This window comes from Burkholderia sp. AU33545 (genome assembly GCF_020419685.1).
In the GTDB taxonomy this organism is placed as follows: domain Bacteria; phylum Pseudomonadota; class Gammaproteobacteria; order Burkholderiales; family Burkholderiaceae; genus Burkholderia; species Burkholderia diffusa.
Genome location: NZ_JAIZRQ010000001.1, coordinates 314344 through 329992, shown reverse-complemented (window position 1 = coordinate 329992; position 15649 = coordinate 314344). Strand labels below are relative to the sequence as shown.

Genomic DNA, 15649 nt, shown 5'->3' with positions numbered 1-15649 from the left:
AAACAGCCCGACCGGCCTGCGCCGATCGGGCTGTCGTCCATCCGGGGTCTCGCGAACCCGCACCGCCCGCCGCAAGGCCGGACCGTGCGGGCCGCAACGCGATGCTTACTGCCCCTGCTGCTTCAACTGTTGCTGCTTGAGCTGCTGCGTGCGCGCCTGCAGCTTCAGCACGCGCTGCAGTGCGGTGCGGTTCGCGAGGATGCCGTCGTAGAAGTTGGCGAGATCGCCCTTCAGCGCGGTCCGCGACGCGTCGTTCAGGTAGATCATGTGGCCCGACGGGTAGTTCTTGATCGTCAGGTTCTGCGCCTTGAGCGTCGGATCGAGCGCCATCTGCGCGAGCGTCAGCTCGGTCTGGTGGAACGGCGTGACCGCATCGAAATAACCGTTCGCCGACAGCACCTTCAGGTCCGGGTTCACGCTCATCGTCGCCGCCAGGTCGCCGGCCGTGTACAGCGTATTGCCGCCGCCCTTGTTCGCGCCGGTCGGGTCCGTGTGGCTGAAGTCCCAGTTGTTGAACACCTGGTCGTTCAGGTCCACGAACGACGACGTCGACGTGTACTTGAGGTCGGTGTTGATGTAGCTGTTCCACAGCACCGTGTACGCGCCGCCGACGTTCGTGATCGACGGATCGTTGCTGCCCGAGTTCGGCAGGATGTACGGCGCGATGCCCTTGCCCGTGAAGTTCGCGCGACCGTCGTACTGGCCGATCTGCGTGCCCGGCACGAGCGTCAGGAAGAACGTGTACGGCGGGTTGTCGTCCGACGACGGCACGTTGCCGAGCGCGGCCGGGTTGCCGAACGTCTGGATCAGCGACGTCGGATCCGTGCCGATGTACGAGCCCATCTGCTGCGCGGTCTGCAGGTTCAGGTTAAGCCGCACGTTCACGAAGCCGCCGTCCTGCGGATTCGGCTTCTGCGCGAGCGGCGCGAGCGTGTTGTCCGCATAGTTGCGGGCCTGCACCATGTACGCGTCGAGATCGGTCGGCGTCGGGTTGAGCGTCGTCTTCTTCCAGTAGAACGCGTCGGCCGCGAGCGTCGGGAAGGTGCCCGGCGCGGACAGCGCGTTCGCGTAGTCGAGAATCGACGATTGCAGCGTGATCCCGTTCAGGTCGATGCCGTCCTCGTGCAGCACCCACGATACGACCGCGCTGCGCGCCGTGCCGTACGACTCGCCATACAGGAACTTCGGCGAGTTCCAGCGCGAGTACTTGGTCAGGTAGCGCTGGATGAAGCGGTCGATCGAGTGCGCGTCCTGGTCAGTGCCCCAGAAGTCCTTGTTCTTCGCCGGGGCGATCGCCGCCGAGTAGCCGGTGCCGACCGGGTTGATGAACACGAGGTCGGTGCGGTCGAGCAGGCTGTCCGGGTTGTCGAGCAGCTTGTACGGGGCCGGCGGCGTGAAGTTCGGGAACGACGACTGCAGGCGCTTCGGCCCGTACGAGCCGAGCAGCAGGTAGACCGACGACGAGCCGGGGCCGCCGTTGTAGAAGAACGTGACCGGGCGCGGCTTCGACGGGTCCGGGTTGTCCTGGGTGTACGCGACGTAGAACATCTTCGCGTTCGGCGCCGACGTGATCGGATCGATCGTGGTCAGGTGGCCCGTGGTGGCCGTGTACTGAACGGTCTTGCCGCCGATCGTGACCTGGCGGTGCACGACCGCGGCCCCTTCGGTCGAATCCGTGACCGCGTCGTTCGGCCCGGTGCCGTATACGTCGTTGTCGACGTACGGCTGGTCGGCCGGGACGGCGGCCGTTGCATTGGCGGTGGCCGCCGTGCTGCCGTTCGACGTCGTCGCGGCCGCCGCGGTGGCGGCGGTCGGGCCGGACCCGTCGTCGCCGCCGCACCCCGTGACGAGCAGCGCCGCGGCCGCGGCTGCGGCGAGCGGCACGCTCAGTGTCGTTCCAAATAGCGCGAAACCGTCTTTCAAGGACTTCAGTGTCGTCATTATTGCCTCTCGAACAGAACGATAAATACCGCCGGTCGCAAAGGATCATTTGCGCCGGCGCTCCGCACCGGGAGCGCATTCGTTTTGCGATGCACTCCGAGTTTTTTACCGGATCGGCGAATACCGACCGGCACGATTTACCCCACCCATATTCCTCGACCGCACAATGGAATCAATTCCATTGCAAACGACGATTCAATAATGCTCGGCAATGCGAATTCCGCCCCGTCATCCGCATGCGCCAGAAACAGCAAGCAAAAGCATTCCCCGTGAAGCCCGCCAGAAAAGGCGCCTTCGCTTCCAAGAGACGAACGACCCCCTCGGCGAAATGCCGATCAATCGCAAAACGGCGACCAATCGCAGCTCGAGCCGATTTAATAAAATCGAAAGGATCGATTAACTATACGGAAAGGAATATTGTCTTTGCGGTAATTTATTAAATTAAGTGAAAATATCGGCGCATAATAGATTCCGGGTTTTACGTCGTAAAGTAATAATTTGTTACAGCGCGCGCCATTCCGATAAAGGCCAGTGCGGGACCGATTCCAGGTGCCGAAAAGAAAAAAGCCGGACGACTGTCCGGCTTCCGTATCGCGGCGCGGCGGCGCCGTCAGAGCGGCACGTCGATCGCGCCAGCGCCGGTCGTGATCGTGTTCGCGCCGGGGGACGCCGAGATCGGCGGCAGGTTCGCGCTCGTCAGCGCCGGCGCGGCGCCCGGCGTGCCGCCGCGCGGCACCGTGCGGATCACCTGCGACGGCGGCAGCGCGGCACCGCTCTTCAGGTGCCGCCACATCAGGTTCAGCGCCTGCAGGTTGTAGTAGTGGACCGGCACGAAGCGCGTGTCGAAGCCCGCGACGGGCAGGAACGCATCGAAGTGCTGTCCGTTCGTCACCTCGTAGAACACGAGCTGGCTGCGGCCGCCTTCGCTGATGCCGTTCTGCGCGACGTATGCGCGCGACGCATGATTCACGGGCACGAGCGCGTCGCTGCGGCCCTGCACGATGATCGCGGGCTTGCCCTGCAGGTTCGCGTTCACGCGCACTGCGTCGACGTTCGCCGGCATGTCGAGCATCCCGTTGGTCCACAGCTGCCGCAGGCACAGCGCGCCCGCGAAACTCGCGTCGGGCGTCGCGAGCCGGTGGTCGACACCCGCGCCGGTGTTGAACACGAGACTGACGCCGGCGGTCGGCGGTACGCCGTTGCCGAGACCGAACACGGCCGGCATCGGCGACGTAGCGGGCGGCGCGACCGCGCCCGTCGCCGCGCTGGTGGTCGCGAAGCTGAAATTGCACAGATTGTCGGTCACGCGCGAGCGCGTGTACGCGTTCGCATAGGTGACCGCGATCGCCGGAATCGCCTGCGAATCCCACATCGGCGCCTGCAGCAGGTCGGAATCGGCGAGATAGCCGGCCGCATGCAGTTGCGCGAGCGCGTCGGTGGCCTGGCTTTGCGTATCGGCGCCCGACACGAGCCCCGCCGCGGCGAGCGTCGCGCAGCGCTGCGTGCGGATCGACTGCGTGGTGGCGGCCGGCAGCGCGCTCAGGTACGGCGCGCCCGCGAGCGACGCCGATGCGGCCGCGCACGGCTCCAGCAGGTTCGCGAGCGTCGCGTAGTCGGCCAGCGGCCGGCCGAACGACGGCACCGGCTGGCCGCCCTCGCGCACGACCGCGTTCGGCGCCATCCGCACGTTGACCTGCGGCTCGCCGACCACGACCGCGGTGATCCAGCGACGCGTGTCCTGCTCGGCCGCCGCGAGCGCCGCGCCGCCGCCGTTGCTGACGGACGCGGCGATCGTCGTGATGTCGCCCGGGCGGTAGCGCACGCCGTGATGCGAGCTGTCGAGCAGCGGCCCGAACTGCTCGTTGAGCGCCCAGTACGCGAATTCGACCGACTGCAGCGTCACATGCCCCCAGTCCTGCTCGGGATTCTGCTGCGAATGCGCGTGCTTGAACGCGTAGCGGTTCGGGAAGCGGCTGTTGAAGGCGGCCAGGTCGCCGCTCGTCACGTTGGCGGTAAAGAGACTGGCGTTGCCGGCGAGCACGGCGTCGGCGAGCGTGCCGTCGATCAGCGTGATCGTGTCGGAGCCGAGTTCGTGCGCGCCGTTGCCGCCGCCCTTGTCGTTGTATGCGACCGCGCAGCCGCGCTTGAGGCCCCACTCGCCGGCCGCCGAAATCGCGCCGTATACGCCGCGCGAACCGGACGACGTCGCCGTGACGATGCACGGCTGCGCGGGATCGAAACTCGCGGGCACCTGCACGAGCAGCGTCACGTTCTTGCGGCCGCTGCCGTCGTCGGAATACGCGAGATATTCGGTGCCGGGGATCTTGCCTTCGCCGAGCGTGTCGTTGCCGTCGAGATCGACGTTCGGCCCCCAGAAACGGCCGTAGCCGCCATTGGCGCTCATGTCGACGAGCGCGCGGTAGTTCGACCAGATCGCGACCCGGCGCAGCTCGGCGCTCGTCGGCCGGGACGGATTCGCGAACGCGGGCGCGGCGGCGGCGGCGAGCCCGGTCTTGCCGAGGCCGGCCGTCAGCAGATCGTCGCTCGTGCCGTCATAGGCGGTCGTGCGCACGCTGCCGGACACGAAACCCGGCAACCGGTTGCGCTCGCCCGAATCGTCACCGTTGCAGGCACCGAGCATCGCGACCGCGACCAGCGCCGCGCCCAAGAGAATCCGACTGCCCCACCCGTGCGTCGTCATTGCCGCCCTCTCGATATCGTTATCGGTCCGCCGCTGCGTCGTGCGCGGCTCACGGCCTCTGAAGAACGCGGGGCCGTCCAGCGCTTTCCGTCCCGAAGGAAGTCCCTTGGGGATACCCGTTCGGGGGGGCCTGGCGCAAAGCGGCAGGCCCAAGGCATTCTAAAGCGCAAACGGGCCCCGGTACGCCGGGGCCCGCCGCAAGCGGGCGCGCGGCGCTGGCGCGCCGCCGCCCGGCATCATTGCTGCTGGACCGTCAGCTTGTTCGTGACCGACGTCACGCCCTGCACGCTCTTCGCTGCCTCTTCCGCCTTGTCGATCTGTGCCTGGTCGGGCACCGTGCCCTCCAGCGAGATCGCGCCGCCCTTCGAGCGCACGACGAGGTTCGCCACGTCGATGCCGCCTGCCTTCGTAATTGCCTTGCGCACCGCGTAGCCGAGCTTGCGGTTCGCCTTCTTCGCGGTCTTGGCCGCGGCCTTCGGCGAGCTCGCTGCCGCAGCCGGCGCCTCGGTTGCCGCCGCATCGCTCGACTGCGCATATACGCTGCCCGACAGACAGGCAGCCACGGCCGCAACACCCAACGCTCTCAACACGATCGACTTCATGCTATCTCCTTATGACTTCGGAACGGCCGCGCACAGTACGGCCGGATACCCCCAAAGGCAGCCGGCCCGCGCGCGAACGGGCGGGACGGCCGATGATTTCCACGGCGATGCGAGAGAGGCGACACGGGCCGGCGACCGGCGCACGCGAATGCGGGCCGGCCGGGCCGGACAGCCGCCGGCCGGACGCGCCCGGTCTCATTGCGTGCCGGGTCGCGCGCGAATCGGTCGCGGCTGCGACGCACAATGTAATCCAGCGCCCGCCGAAGCGCAAAGCTTTTGACGCGCGACCGCCCGGCGGCCGCGGGCTCGCGCGCCCGAGTCCGCGGCCGCGCCACGGGGCCGGACTCGCGCATGCCGGGCGAAACCGGGTACCATCGCCGCCAGAACCTGCATCGCGTACATCGTCCGTGACGCGCGTCACCGACGCGTCACGCCCGTGTCACCCGTCGACTCCATGAAGCCAGCCAGCCCTCGCCCGCCCCGCCGCATCCTCGCCCGCTTCGTCGCGGTGTCGTGGCGCGACCTCGCGCTGTCGATCGGCCCCACCGTGCTGCTCGCGGTCGCGGCGGTCTGGCTCGCGGTCAAGCTGATCCAGCCGGCGCCGCCGTCCACGCTCGTGATTTCGTCCGGCCCGCCCGGCAGCACCTACTGGAACGCCGCGCAGAAATACAAGGCGATCCTCGCGAAGAACGGCGTCACGCTCGACGTCCAGTCATCCGAAGGATCCGCGCAGAACCTCGAGCGGCTGTCGAACCCGAACGCGCCGGTCGACGTCGGCTTCGTGCAGAGCGGCATCGGCCCGAAGGAGCGCGACGAGCACCTGGTATCGCTCGGCAGCATCGGCTACGTGCCGCTCGCGATCATGTACCGCGGCCCGGTGGTCGCGCGCCTGTCCGACTTCAAGGGCAAGCGGCTCGCGCTCGGCGCCGAAGGCAGCGGCGCGCGCGAATTGAGCCTCGCGCTGCTGAAGATGAACGGCATCGTGCCGGGCGGCTCGACCGAGCTGCTGCCGACGGCCGGCGAGGACGCTGCAACCGCGCTGCTCGACGGCAGGATCGACGCCGCATTCCTGTCCGGCGACTCGACGCAGATCCCGGTCATGGCGAAACTGTTCCGCGCCCCCGGCGTGCACGTGTACTCGTTCACGCAGGCCGAGGCGTACGCGCGGCGCTTCCCGTACCTGACCGCGATCACGCTGCCGATGGGCGTCTACGATCTCGGCCGCAACCTGCCGCCCGCCGACATCCATACGGTCGCGCCGACGATCGAGCTGGTCGCGCGCGACTCGCTGCACCCCGCGTTGTCCGACCTGCTGATCGAGGCCGCGCGCGAGGTGCACGGCCACGCGACAATCCTGCAGCACGCGGGCGAATTCCCGTCGGCCGTCACGCGCGGCTTCCCGCTGTCCGACGACGCGGCGCGCTATTACAAGTCGGGCAAGACCTTCCTGTACCGGCGGCTGCCGTTCTGGGTCGCGAGTCTCGTCGACCGGCTGCTGGTCGTGGTGGTGCCGCTGATCGTCGTGCTGATCCCCGGGCTGCGGCTGGTGCCGTCGCTGTACGGCTGGCGCGTGCGTTCGCGTATCTACCGCTGGTACGGCGCGCTGATCGCGCTCGAGCGCCGCGCGCTCGGCGAGCATACGGCCGAGGAGCGCGTCCATCTGCTCGACGAGCTCGACGACATCGAGGAAGCCGTGAACCGGATGAAGATGCCGCTCGCGTATGCGGGGCAGTTCTACGTGCTGCGCGAGCACATCGGCTTCGTGCGCGAGCGGCTCACCGCGCACGACCACGACGCCGCGTCGGGCACACCCGGCACCGCCGGCCTCGCGGCGGCGCGCGGCGGCGCGGCCGCGTCGCCGGCCGGCGAGCCCCCTCGGGCGACTCCCGGTTCCGCATGAGCGGCCGATCCACGATCATTGCTGCATCCGCGCGGCTGCATCCGCGCGCCGCCGCTTAACTTGAAGGCCGCCGCGAGGCGCACACGCCCCATTCTCTGGAGATCGCCATGACAACCGGCCTCGACACTGCCCAACCCGCCTGGTTCTTCGACTTCGTGTCGCCGTTCTCCTACCTGCTGCTCGAACAGCACGACAAGTGGCCGGACGTGCCGTTCGACCCCGTCGCCGTGTCGCTGCCCGACCTGCAGCGCCACTGGGGACAGCGTCCGAGCGCCGACGTGCCGGCCAAGCGCATGTTCACGTACCGCCACGCGCTGTTTCGCGCCGAACAGCTCGGCATCCGCTTCAAGATGCCGCCCGCGCATCCGTTCGACACCGACAAGGTGCTGCGCCTCGCGATCGCGCTGCGCGCCGACATCGCGACCGTGCTCGAAATGTTCCGCTTCATCTGGCACGACGGCAACGATCCGTCGACGCCGGACGGGTTCGCCGCGCTGTGCGAGCGCGTCGGCGTCGGGCACGGCGACGAGCTGATCGAATTTGAGGAAACGAGCGCGCAGTTGCGCCGCAACACCGACGACGCGATCGCGCTCGGCGTGTTCGGCGTGCCGACGTTCTGGATGAACCAGCAGCTGTTCTGGGGCGAGGACGCGCTGCCAATGGTGCTGTACTGCGCGCGCACGCCGAACTGGCTCGAATCGCGCGAGGTCAAGCGGATCAGCACGCTGCCGAAGGGGCGCGCGTGATGGCCGGTATCACGCACCGCGACACGTGGCTGCGGTAAGGTTACGCTTCTCCCGAATCACCGCGCACCGATGGAAGACGATGACCGTACCGCCTCGCTCGATATCTGGCTCGTGCGCGTATTGCGCACGCTGCTGCTCGAGCGCAGCGTCACGCAGACCGCACTGCGGCTGAACCAGACCCAGCCCGCGATCAGCACCGCGCTGCGCAAGCTGCGCGAGACGCTGAACGACCCGATTCTCGTGCGCGGCAAGTCCGGGATGGTGCCGACCGAGTACGGCGCGTCGCTGCTCGGCGCGGCGTCGCGCGCGCTGCGCGAGGTCGACTTCATCGCGACGCCGCACGGCGACTTCGACCCGTCGTCGGCGCGGCGCACGTTCCGCGTCGCCGCGCCCGACTACCTGAACGATTTCTTCATGCCGACGCTGATCGAACGCTTTCGCGACGCGGCGCCGCATGCACATCTGGAAATCGACTCGCTGAATCCCGCGCTCGATCACGCGGAGGCGCTCGAATCGGGCGCGCTCGATCTCGTGATCGGCAACTGGCCGAAGCCCGACCCGCGGTTCGCGCGCCAGGACCTGTTCTCCGACACGATCGTGTGCCTGATGCGCGATGCGCATCCGCTCGCCCGTGCACCGCTGACGCGCGAAGCGTACGCGTCGGCCGCGCACGTCGCGCCGACGCCCTACACCGGCGACAAGCGCAACGCGATCGAGATCGGCCTCGCACGCGCGCGCCTCACGCGGCGGATCGTGACGACGCTGCCGTATTTCGGGATCGTGCCGCAGGTGCTGCTGCAGTCGGACCTGATCTTCACGACGACGCGCCGCTTCGCGACGCACTATGCGCAGCTGCTGCCGCTCGTCGTCGTCACGCCGCCCGTGCCGTTCCCGCGCATCAAGAGCTACCTGCTCACGCACCCGCACCCCGATCGCCCGACCGACATCGCGTGGCTGTGCGCGCTGATGCAGAGCGTGTCCGACGAGCTGACTGCCGCACGCGGCCGCAAGCGGTGACACCGCGCGGCACGGCCTGCGCGCGACGACGCAGCCCCGCCGCTCAGGCCGTGCAGAAGGTTTCCTGCAGATGCGTCCAGCGCACGATGCCTGCCGCGTCGCGCGCGAACACGGCGGTCGCGCGACGCGCGGGCAGTTCGCCCGATGCCGCATGCTGCGCTTCGAGATAGGTGAGCACCGCAAGCGATGCGTCGGCCGCGAGCACGCGGATGTCCGACAGCGCGATGCGCAGCCCCGGCTTCGCGCCGCCGAGCCTCGCGAACAGTGCACACGTGCCGTCGCGGTCGAGCGCGCGGCCGTCGGTCATGATCATCGTGAAATCGGCGGAAAAAGGTGCGATCAGCGCCTCGAGCGCCGCGGGTGAAGTATCGGTGCCGGACAGCCAGCGCTCGATGTCGACGACGCTTGCATCGAGTGCGTCGAGATAGACCTGGGGATCGGACATGGTGCCTGCACGAAAAGGCGCGCGGCCCGATGCCGCGCGATCCGTGCAGTGTAGGCAAAAACCGGCGGACGTGCGTCGGGCGTGCCGACCCGCGCCGTTACCGCGCGCAGCTCACGTCGTCGCGCACGCGCCCCGCCGCGGCCGCCTTCGCATCGGCCACCGGCATGCCCGAGCGGGCCTGCAGCAGTTCCGCGCAGACGGCCACCGCGATCGCGCCGGGCGCCTTGTCGACGATGCCCGCGATGCCGATCGGGCACACCATCTCCGCGAGCCGCGCCGGATCGACGCCACGCGCCGCGAGCCGGCGCTCGAACTTCACGCGCTTGGTGCGCGAACCGATCATCCCGAAGTACGCGAAGTCGCACCGCCGCATGATCTGTGCGGCGAGCGAGAAATCGAGCGCATGATTGTGCGTCATCACGAGAAAGTACGCGCCGGGCGGCGCCGCGTCGACGACGGCCTCCGGCGTGTCGGTCGACTCCGGCTGCACGTTCGGCGGACATTCGTCCGGGAACAGCTCGTCGCGCGTGTCGACCCACTGCACGACGCACGGCAGTGCGCCGAGCAGCGTGACCAGCGCATGACCGACGTGCCCCGCGCCGAACAGCACGACGTGCATCGGCGGCTGCGCCGCGGTCGCGCGGTTGCGCCGGCCGGTGCCCGGTGCGAACGTCTCGATCGACGGCGCGTTGTCGCACGCGCCGTTGCAACCGGCGGCGGGCGCATGCGACGCGGCATGCAGCGAGCGCAGTGAGCCTGGGGGCCGGTTCATATCAGCCTGCCCGCGCGGCGCCCGCCGCGCGCACCGCATTCACCGCACGCAGGATCGACTCGCCGGTGGCCGGCGCGTCGAGCGGCGGATTCACCCGGTAGTCGCCGACCGCGGCAATCGCGTCGCGCACCGCGAAGAACACCGAGAACGGCAGCAGCAGCGGCGGCTCGCCGACGGCCTTCGACCGGTGGATGCTGTCCTCGACGTTGCGGTTCTGGAACAGCCGCACGTTGAACTCGGGCGGCGTGTCGTTGACGGTCGGAATCTTGTACGTGGACGGCGCGTGCGTCATCAGCTTGCCGCCCGCGTTCCACCACAGCTCCTCGGTCGTGAGCCAGCCCATCCCCTGGATGAACGCGCCTTCGACCTGGCCGATGTCGAGCGCAGGGTTCAGCGAAGCGCCCACGTCGTGCAACGCGTCGACGCGCAGCGTGCGCATCTCGCCCGTCAGCGTGTCGATCACGACTTCCGACACGGCCGCGCCGTACGAGTAGTAGTAGAACGGCCGGCCCTGCAGCTTCGACTGATCCCAGTGCAGCTTCGGCGTCGCGTAGAAACCGTCGGACCACAACTGCACACGTGCAAGGTAGGCCTTCGCGATCACTTCGCCGAACGGCACGCCGTGGCCGCCGACCCACACGACATCGTTGCCGAACTTCACGTCGGCCGCATCGATCTTGCCGTCGCCGAACTGCTTCGCCGCGAACGCCGCGAGGCGCTCGCGCAGCTGGCGCGCCGCATCCTGCGCGGCCTTGCCGTTCAGGTCGGAGCCTGTTGACGCGGCCGTCGCGGACGTGTTCGCGACCTTGCTCGTGTCGGTCGCCGTCACGCGGATCCGGCCGAAGCGGATACCAAGCTCGTGCGCGACCACTTGCGCGACCTTCGTGTTGAGCCCCTGCCCCATCTCCGTGCCGCCGTGGTTCACGAGCACCGAGCCGTCAGTGTAGATGTGCACCAGCGCGCCGGCCTGGTTGAAGTGCGTGACGTTGAACGCGATGCCGAACTTCACCGGCGTGAGCGCGATGCCCTTTTTCAGCACCGCGTTGCGTGCGTTGAATTCGCGCACGCCCGCGCGCCGTGCGCGGTAGTCGCTCGTCGTCTCGAGTTCGCCGAGCAGTTCATGCAGCACGTTGTCCTCGACCGTCTGCCCGTAAGGCGTCACGTTGCGTTCGGTCTTGCCGTACAGGTTCGCGTAGCGCACGTCGAGCGGATCGCGGCCGAGCGAGCGCGCGACGTCGTCGAGGATGTATTCGATCGCGAACGCGCCCTGCGGGCCGCCGAAGCCGCGGAACGCGGTGTTCGACTGCGTGTTGGTCTTGCCGCAGTAGCCGGCGATGTCGACGTCGCCGAGCCAGTACGCGTTGTCGAAGTGGCACACCGCGCGCGTCATCACCGGGCCCGACAGGTCCGCCGAGAAGCCGCAGCGCGACGTCATGTCTAGGGCGACGCCGTCGAGGCGGCCGTCGTCGTCGTAGCCGACGTCGAAGCGGTAATGGAAATCGTGCCGCTTGCCGGTGATCATCATGTCGTCGTCGCGGTCCGGACGCAGCTTTACCGGGCACAGCAGCTTCCAGGCGGCGAGCGCCGCGCAGCACGCGAACAGGCCCGACTGCGATTCCTTGCCGCCGAACCCGCCGCCCATCCGGCGGCATTCGACCAGCACGTTGTGCGACGCGACGCCGAGCACGTGCGCGACGAGATGCTGCATCTCGCTCGGGTGCTGCGTCGAGCAATACACATGCATCCCGTCGTCGTCCTTCGGCACCGCGTAGGCGATCTGGCCTTCCAGGTAGAACTGCTCCTGGCCGCCGAGCAGCATCTCGCCCGACTCGCGATGCGGCGCGGCGGCGAGCCGCGCGGCCGCGTCGCCGCGCGCGAGCTTCAGCGGCGGGATCACGTAGGTTTCGGCCTTGCGCGCATCCTGCGCGGTCAGGATCGCGGGCAGCTCCTCGTAGTCGACCTGCGCGCGGCGCGCGGCGAGCCGCGCGATTTCGTGCGACGTCGCGACGACGATGAACATCGGCTGGCCGACGAACTGCACGATGCCCTTGGCGAGCACCGGGTCGTCGTGGATGATCGGGCCGCAATCGTTGACGCCGGGGATGTCGTCGGCCGTGAACACGGCGACCACGCCGGGCGTCGCGCGCACCGCGTCGAAGTTCATCGACACGATCTTCGCGTGCGGCTTCGCGGACAACCCGAGCGCCGCGTGCAGCGTGCCCGCGACGAGCGGGATGTCGTCGGTGTAGGTCGCGCGCCCGCTCACGTGCAGGTGGGCCGATTCGTGCGCGCGCGAGACGTGCACCTGCGCGGCGTCGGCCTGCGGGTCGAGGGTGTTCAGGAACGGTTCTGCTTGCTGGTTCATCTTCGGTGTTCTCCGTCTTCAGACGCGCGCCGCGACATCGGCAACGTCGGCGCCGGCTTCGGCGGCCACTTCACGCACATTCAGGGCTTGCGGCGGCAGCGGGTCGTGCGGACGCGTCTCCAGCCAGAATCGATACATCAGGTTCTTCGCGGTATCGAGGCGATACGCGCTCGTCGCACGCATGTCGGTGAGCGGCTGGTAGTCGCGCTCGAGCGCCTGCATCGCGGCCTGCGCGGTGGCTTCGTGCCATTGCGCGCCGTCGAGCAGGCTTTCCGTGTGCGTCGCGCGCTTCGGCGTCGCGGCCATCCCGCCGAACGCGATGCGCGGCTCGCGGATAAGCTCGCCGTCCGCGATGAACGCGAACGCCGCGCACACCGCCGAAATGTCGGAGTCGAAGCGCTTCGACAGCTTGTACGTCCGGAACTGCAGCTTCGCGCGCGCGCCGGTGCGGGTCGGCACCTTCAGGCCGACGACGAATTCGTGCGGCGCCATGTCCTTTTGCTGATAGCCGGTGTAGAGCGCCTCGAGCGGCAGCTCGCGCACCGTGTCGCCGCCGCGCAGCACGACCCGCGCACCGAGCGCGATCAGGCCCGGCATCGAGTCGCCGATCGGCGAACCGTTCGCGACGTTGCCGCCGATCGTCCCCGCGTTGCGGATCGGCAGCGACGCGAAGCGCTTCCACATTTCCGTCAGTTCCGGATACGTGTCGGCGAGCGCCGCATACCCGTTCTCGACCGTCACGCCCGCGCCGATCTCGATCCAGTCGTCGCCGCGCACGACATTCTGCAGTTCGGCGATCTGGCCGACGTAGATCAGGTCGTCCAGACAGCGCATCTGCTTGGTGACCCACAGGCCGATGTCGGTGCTGCCGGCGAGGATCCGCGCAGCGGGACGCTCGGCCTTCAGCGCGGCCAGCGCGTCGAGCGTGCGCGGCGCCGCGAAGCGCGCGCCGTCGGCCGTCGTGTAGTCGAACGTGTCGTCGCGCTTGAGCGATGCGAGCGTACGGGCGAGCGTGGCCGTGTCGACCGGCGCGGTAGACGCCGGCGCGCCTTCGCCGGTTGCGTCGAACATCTGCACGGCCGCGTCGACGATCGGGCGGTAGCCGGTGCAGCGGCACAGGTTGCCGGTCAGCGCATCGGCGATCTCGGTGCGCGTCGGCACGTCCTTCGCCTTTGCACACGCACTGCCGCAGCCTTCGTGGCCATGCTTCTCGTACAGCGCCCACATCGACATCACGAAACCGGGTGTGCAGAACCCGCATTGCGACCCGTGGCAATCGACCATCGCCTGCTGCACCGGGTGCAGCGAACCGTCCGGCTGGCGCAGGTCTTCCACCGTGAGCAGCGCCTTGCCGTCGAGCGTCGGCAGGAACTGGATGCAGGCGTTGACGGCCTTGAACGCGACGGTGCCCGCGTCGGTCAGCTCGCCGACGACGACCGTGCACGCGCCGCAGTCGCCTTCCGCACAGCCTTCCTTGGTGCCGGTGCAGTGCGCGTCCTCGCGCAGGTATTGCAGCACGGTGCGGGTGACGTCCGCGCCGCTGACTTCGCGGACCGCGTGACGATGGTAGAAGCGGATCGGCTCACTCATGTCTCTATCGTTCTTCAAGTGGGGGCAAGGCGGCCTGCGCGGGGCGCTCGACCGACGTTTCTCTGACAGTTTGCACGCTATCACCATCAAATTCCTCAACCCATAGCCCATCACGCATGGGGCCCATATAACTGCCGCGATATGGGCACCGAGGCCGCACGGCGGGCGTCGAGCACCTTGCCCCATCTGGGTTCCAGGCCTGCCGGCACCGTTCCGTCAGCGATTCTTCGGCAACGGAAACGGGTCGCGATTAACTAAATGGTACCTGCATGAAAACCGGTTCCATGGGAAAATCCCGATTCCCTTTTTCGCCGTCTTCCGTCCGTTTCGCCCATTCGTTCCGACCCCATGTCAACCGATTCCGCCACACCGCCGCGCAGCGGGTTCGCGGTCACGCTGCAAATCGTGTCCGTCGTCTGCTTCACGTTCATCTGCTACCTGACCATCGGCCTGCCGCTCGCGGTGCTGCCGGGCTTCGTCCACGACGACCTCGGCTTTTCCGCCATCGTCGCGGGCGGCGCAATCAGCGTCCAGTATTTCGCGACCCTCGCGTCGCGCCCGCTCGCCGGGCGCTTCGCCGACACACTCGGGCCGAAGCAGACGGTGCTGCGCGGGCTGATCGGCTGCGGCGTGTCGGGCGTGCTGCTGCTCGTCGCGCTGCTGCTGGCCCACTGGCCGGTCGCGAGCCTCGTGCTGCTGGTCGCGAGCCGGCTCGTGCTCGGCGTCGGCGAGAGCCTGTGCGGCACCGGCGCGATCCTGTGGGGCATCGGGCGGGTCGGCGTCGCGCACAACGCGAAAGTGATTTCGTGGAACGGCATCGCGACCTACGGCGCACTCGCACTCGGCGCGCCCGTCGGCGTCGCGATCGCGCATACGTTGAATCCGGCGCTGATCGGCGTGATCGTGATCGCGCTCGCCGCGATCGGCTTCTACCTTGCACGCCTGATCGATGCCGTGCCGCTCGTGCACGGCGAACGGATGTCGTATGCGAGCGTGTTCACGCGCGTGCTGCCGCACGGCCTCGGTCTCGCGCTCGGCTCCGCCGGCTTCGGCTCGATCGCGACCTTCGTCACGCTGTACTACGCGGCGCGCCACTGGCCGAACGCCGCGCTGTCGCTGACCGTGTTCGGCACGCTGTTCATCGGCGCGCGCCTGCTGTTCGCGAACACGATCAAGACTTATGGCGGCTTCCGCGTCGCGATCGTGTCGTTCGCGTTCGAATGCTCGGGCCTCGTGCTGCTGTGGCTCGCGCCGGTGCCGCACGTCGCGCTCGTCGGCGCCGCGCTGACCGGCTTCGGCTTCGCGCTGATCTTCCCGGCGCTCGGCGTCGAGGCCGTTGGGCTCGTGCCGCCGGCAAGCCGCGGCGCGGCGCTGTCCGCGTATTCGGTGTTCCTCGACCTCTCGCTCGGCATCACGGGCCCGCTCGCGGGCTATGTGGCTGGTGAGTTCGGCTATCCGCAGGTGTTCCTGTTCGCGGCGGTGGCCGCGGCGGCAGGCGTCGCGCTGTCGATGGTGCTGTATCAGCGGCAGGCGCGGGTCGCGGGGAGCGGCGCGGCGGCTTGAGCGAGCC

At 68.6% G+C, this 15649-nt stretch carries 11 protein-coding genes; 4 read left to right on the top strand and 7 right to left on the bottom strand.

The genetic code is table 11. The features are described from left to right. Positions 1–105 precede the first annotated feature (105 nt). The 3 genes from LGM71_RS01420 to LGM71_RS01410 all read right to left on the bottom strand — a co-directional run bounded on the left by LGM71_RS01420 (position 106) and on the right by LGM71_RS01410 (position 5244). The gene (locus LGM71_RS01420; RefSeq protein ID WP_226113686.1) at positions 106–1941 is read right to left on the bottom strand and encodes a S10 family peptidase; all 1836 of its coding nucleotides are present in this window, start codon (positions 1939–1941) and stop codon (positions 106–108) included. A 610-nt stretch (positions 1942–2551) separates the two neighbouring features. Beyond that, positions 2552–4642, bottom strand: coding sequence for a D-(-)-3-hydroxybutyrate oligomer hydrolase (locus LGM71_RS01415; RefSeq protein ID WP_226113685.1), 2091 nt, complete (start codon positions 4640–4642; stop codon positions 2552–2554). 236 nt (positions 4643–4878) lie between these two features. Beyond that, positions 4879–5244: a BON domain-containing protein gene (locus LGM71_RS01410; protein WP_124629562.1), complete on the bottom strand. Its 366-nt coding sequence runs from the start codon at positions 5242–5244 to the stop codon at positions 4879–4881. 454 nt (positions 5245–5698) lie between these two features. Here LGM71_RS01410 and LGM71_RS01405 point away from each other — a divergent pair, with 454 nt between their 5' ends. From LGM71_RS01405 to LGM71_RS01395, 3 genes are all read left to right on the top strand, one after another. Further along, a complete protein-coding gene (locus LGM71_RS01405) occupies positions 5699–7144 on the top strand; it encodes a TAXI family TRAP transporter solute-binding subunit (RefSeq protein WP_226113683.1) in 1446 nt (481 codons plus the stop codon). Positions 7145–7251: 107 nt separating this feature from the next. Next, the gene (locus LGM71_RS01400; RefSeq protein ID WP_059604522.1) at positions 7252–7890 is read left to right on the top strand and encodes a 2-hydroxychromene-2-carboxylate isomerase; all 639 of its coding nucleotides are present in this window, start codon (positions 7252–7254) and stop codon (positions 7888–7890) included. A 69-nt stretch (positions 7891–7959) separates the two neighbouring features. Further along, positions 7960–8907: a LysR family transcriptional regulator gene (locus LGM71_RS01395; RefSeq protein ID WP_059604519.1), complete on the top strand. Its 948-nt coding sequence runs from the start codon at positions 7960–7962 to the stop codon at positions 8905–8907. Between the two features lie 43 nt (positions 8908–8950). Here the strand turns inward: LGM71_RS01395 and LGM71_RS01390 are convergent, their stop codons facing one another. The 4 genes from LGM71_RS01390 to xdhA form a co-directional block, all read right to left on the bottom strand. Continuing rightward, complete coding sequence (locus tag LGM71_RS01390) at positions 8951–9352, bottom strand: polyketide cyclase (RefSeq protein ID WP_226113681.1); 402 nt, start codon at positions 9350–9352, stop codon at positions 8951–8953. A gap of 97 nt (positions 9353–9449) precedes the next feature. After that, the gene (gene xdhC / locus LGM71_RS01385; protein WP_226113679.1) at positions 9450–10124 is read right to left on the bottom strand and encodes a xanthine dehydrogenase accessory protein XdhC; all 675 of its coding nucleotides are present in this window, start codon (positions 10122–10124) and stop codon (positions 9450–9452) included. 1 nt (position 10125) lies between these two features. Then, entirely contained in the window at positions 10126–12489 is a 2364-nt protein-coding gene (xdhB, locus tag LGM71_RS01380) for a xanthine dehydrogenase molybdopterin binding subunit (protein WP_124629558.1), read from the bottom strand. Positions 12490–12507: 18 nt separating this feature from the next. Further along, positions 12508–14079 (bottom strand): xanthine dehydrogenase small subunit, encoded by a 1572-nt coding sequence (gene xdhA / locus LGM71_RS01375; protein ID WP_226113677.1) that lies wholly within the window; start codon positions 14077–14079, stop codon positions 12508–12510. 348 nt (positions 14080–14427) lie between these two features. Between xdhA and LGM71_RS01370 the strand changes: the two genes are divergently transcribed. Beyond that, complete coding sequence (locus tag LGM71_RS01370; protein ID WP_226113675.1) at positions 14428–15642, top strand: MFS transporter; 1215 nt, start codon at positions 14428–14430, stop codon at positions 15640–15642. Positions 15643–15649 lie beyond the last annotated feature (7 nt).

Bases quoted from the DNA above. Each gene is read 5' to 3' on its own strand.
- LGM71_RS01420 (WP_226113686.1), bottom strand. From the start codon at position 1,941: ATGACGACACTGAAGTCCTTGAAAGACGGTTTCGCGCTATTTGGAACG.
- LGM71_RS01415 (WP_226113685.1), bottom strand. From the start codon at position 4,642: ATGACGACGCACGGGTGGGGCAGTCGGATTCTCTTGGGCGCGGCGCTG.
- LGM71_RS01410 (WP_124629562.1), bottom strand. From the start codon at position 5,244: ATGAAGTCGATCGTGTTGAGAGCGTTGGGTGTTGCGGCCGTGGCTGCC.
- LGM71_RS01405 (WP_226113683.1), top strand. From the start codon at position 5,699: ATGAAGCCAGCCAGCCCTCGCCCGCCCCGCCGCATCCTCGCCCGCTTC.
- LGM71_RS01400 (WP_059604522.1), top strand. From the start codon at position 7,252: ATGACAACCGGCCTCGACACTGCCCAACCCGCCTGGTTCTTCGACTTC.
- LGM71_RS01395 (WP_059604519.1), top strand. From the start codon at position 7,960: ATGGAAGACGATGACCGTACCGCCTCGCTCGATATCTGGCTCGTGCGC.
- LGM71_RS01390 (WP_226113681.1), bottom strand. From the start codon at position 9,352: ATGTCCGATCCCCAGGTCTATCTCGACGCACTCGATGCAAGCGTCGTC.
- xdhC (WP_226113679.1), bottom strand. From the start codon at position 10,124: ATGAACCGGCCCCCAGGCTCACTGCGCTCGCTGCATGCCGCGTCGCAT.
- xdhB (WP_124629558.1), bottom strand. From the start codon at position 12,489: ATGAACCAGCAAGCAGAACCGTTCCTGAACACCCTCGACCCGCAGGCC.
- xdhA (WP_226113677.1), bottom strand. From the start codon at position 14,079: ATGAGTGAGCCGATCCGCTTCTACCATCGTCACGCGGTCCGCGAAGTC.
- LGM71_RS01370 (WP_226113675.1), top strand. From the start codon at position 14,428: ATGTCAACCGATTCCGCCACACCGCCGCGCAGCGGGTTCGCGGTCACG.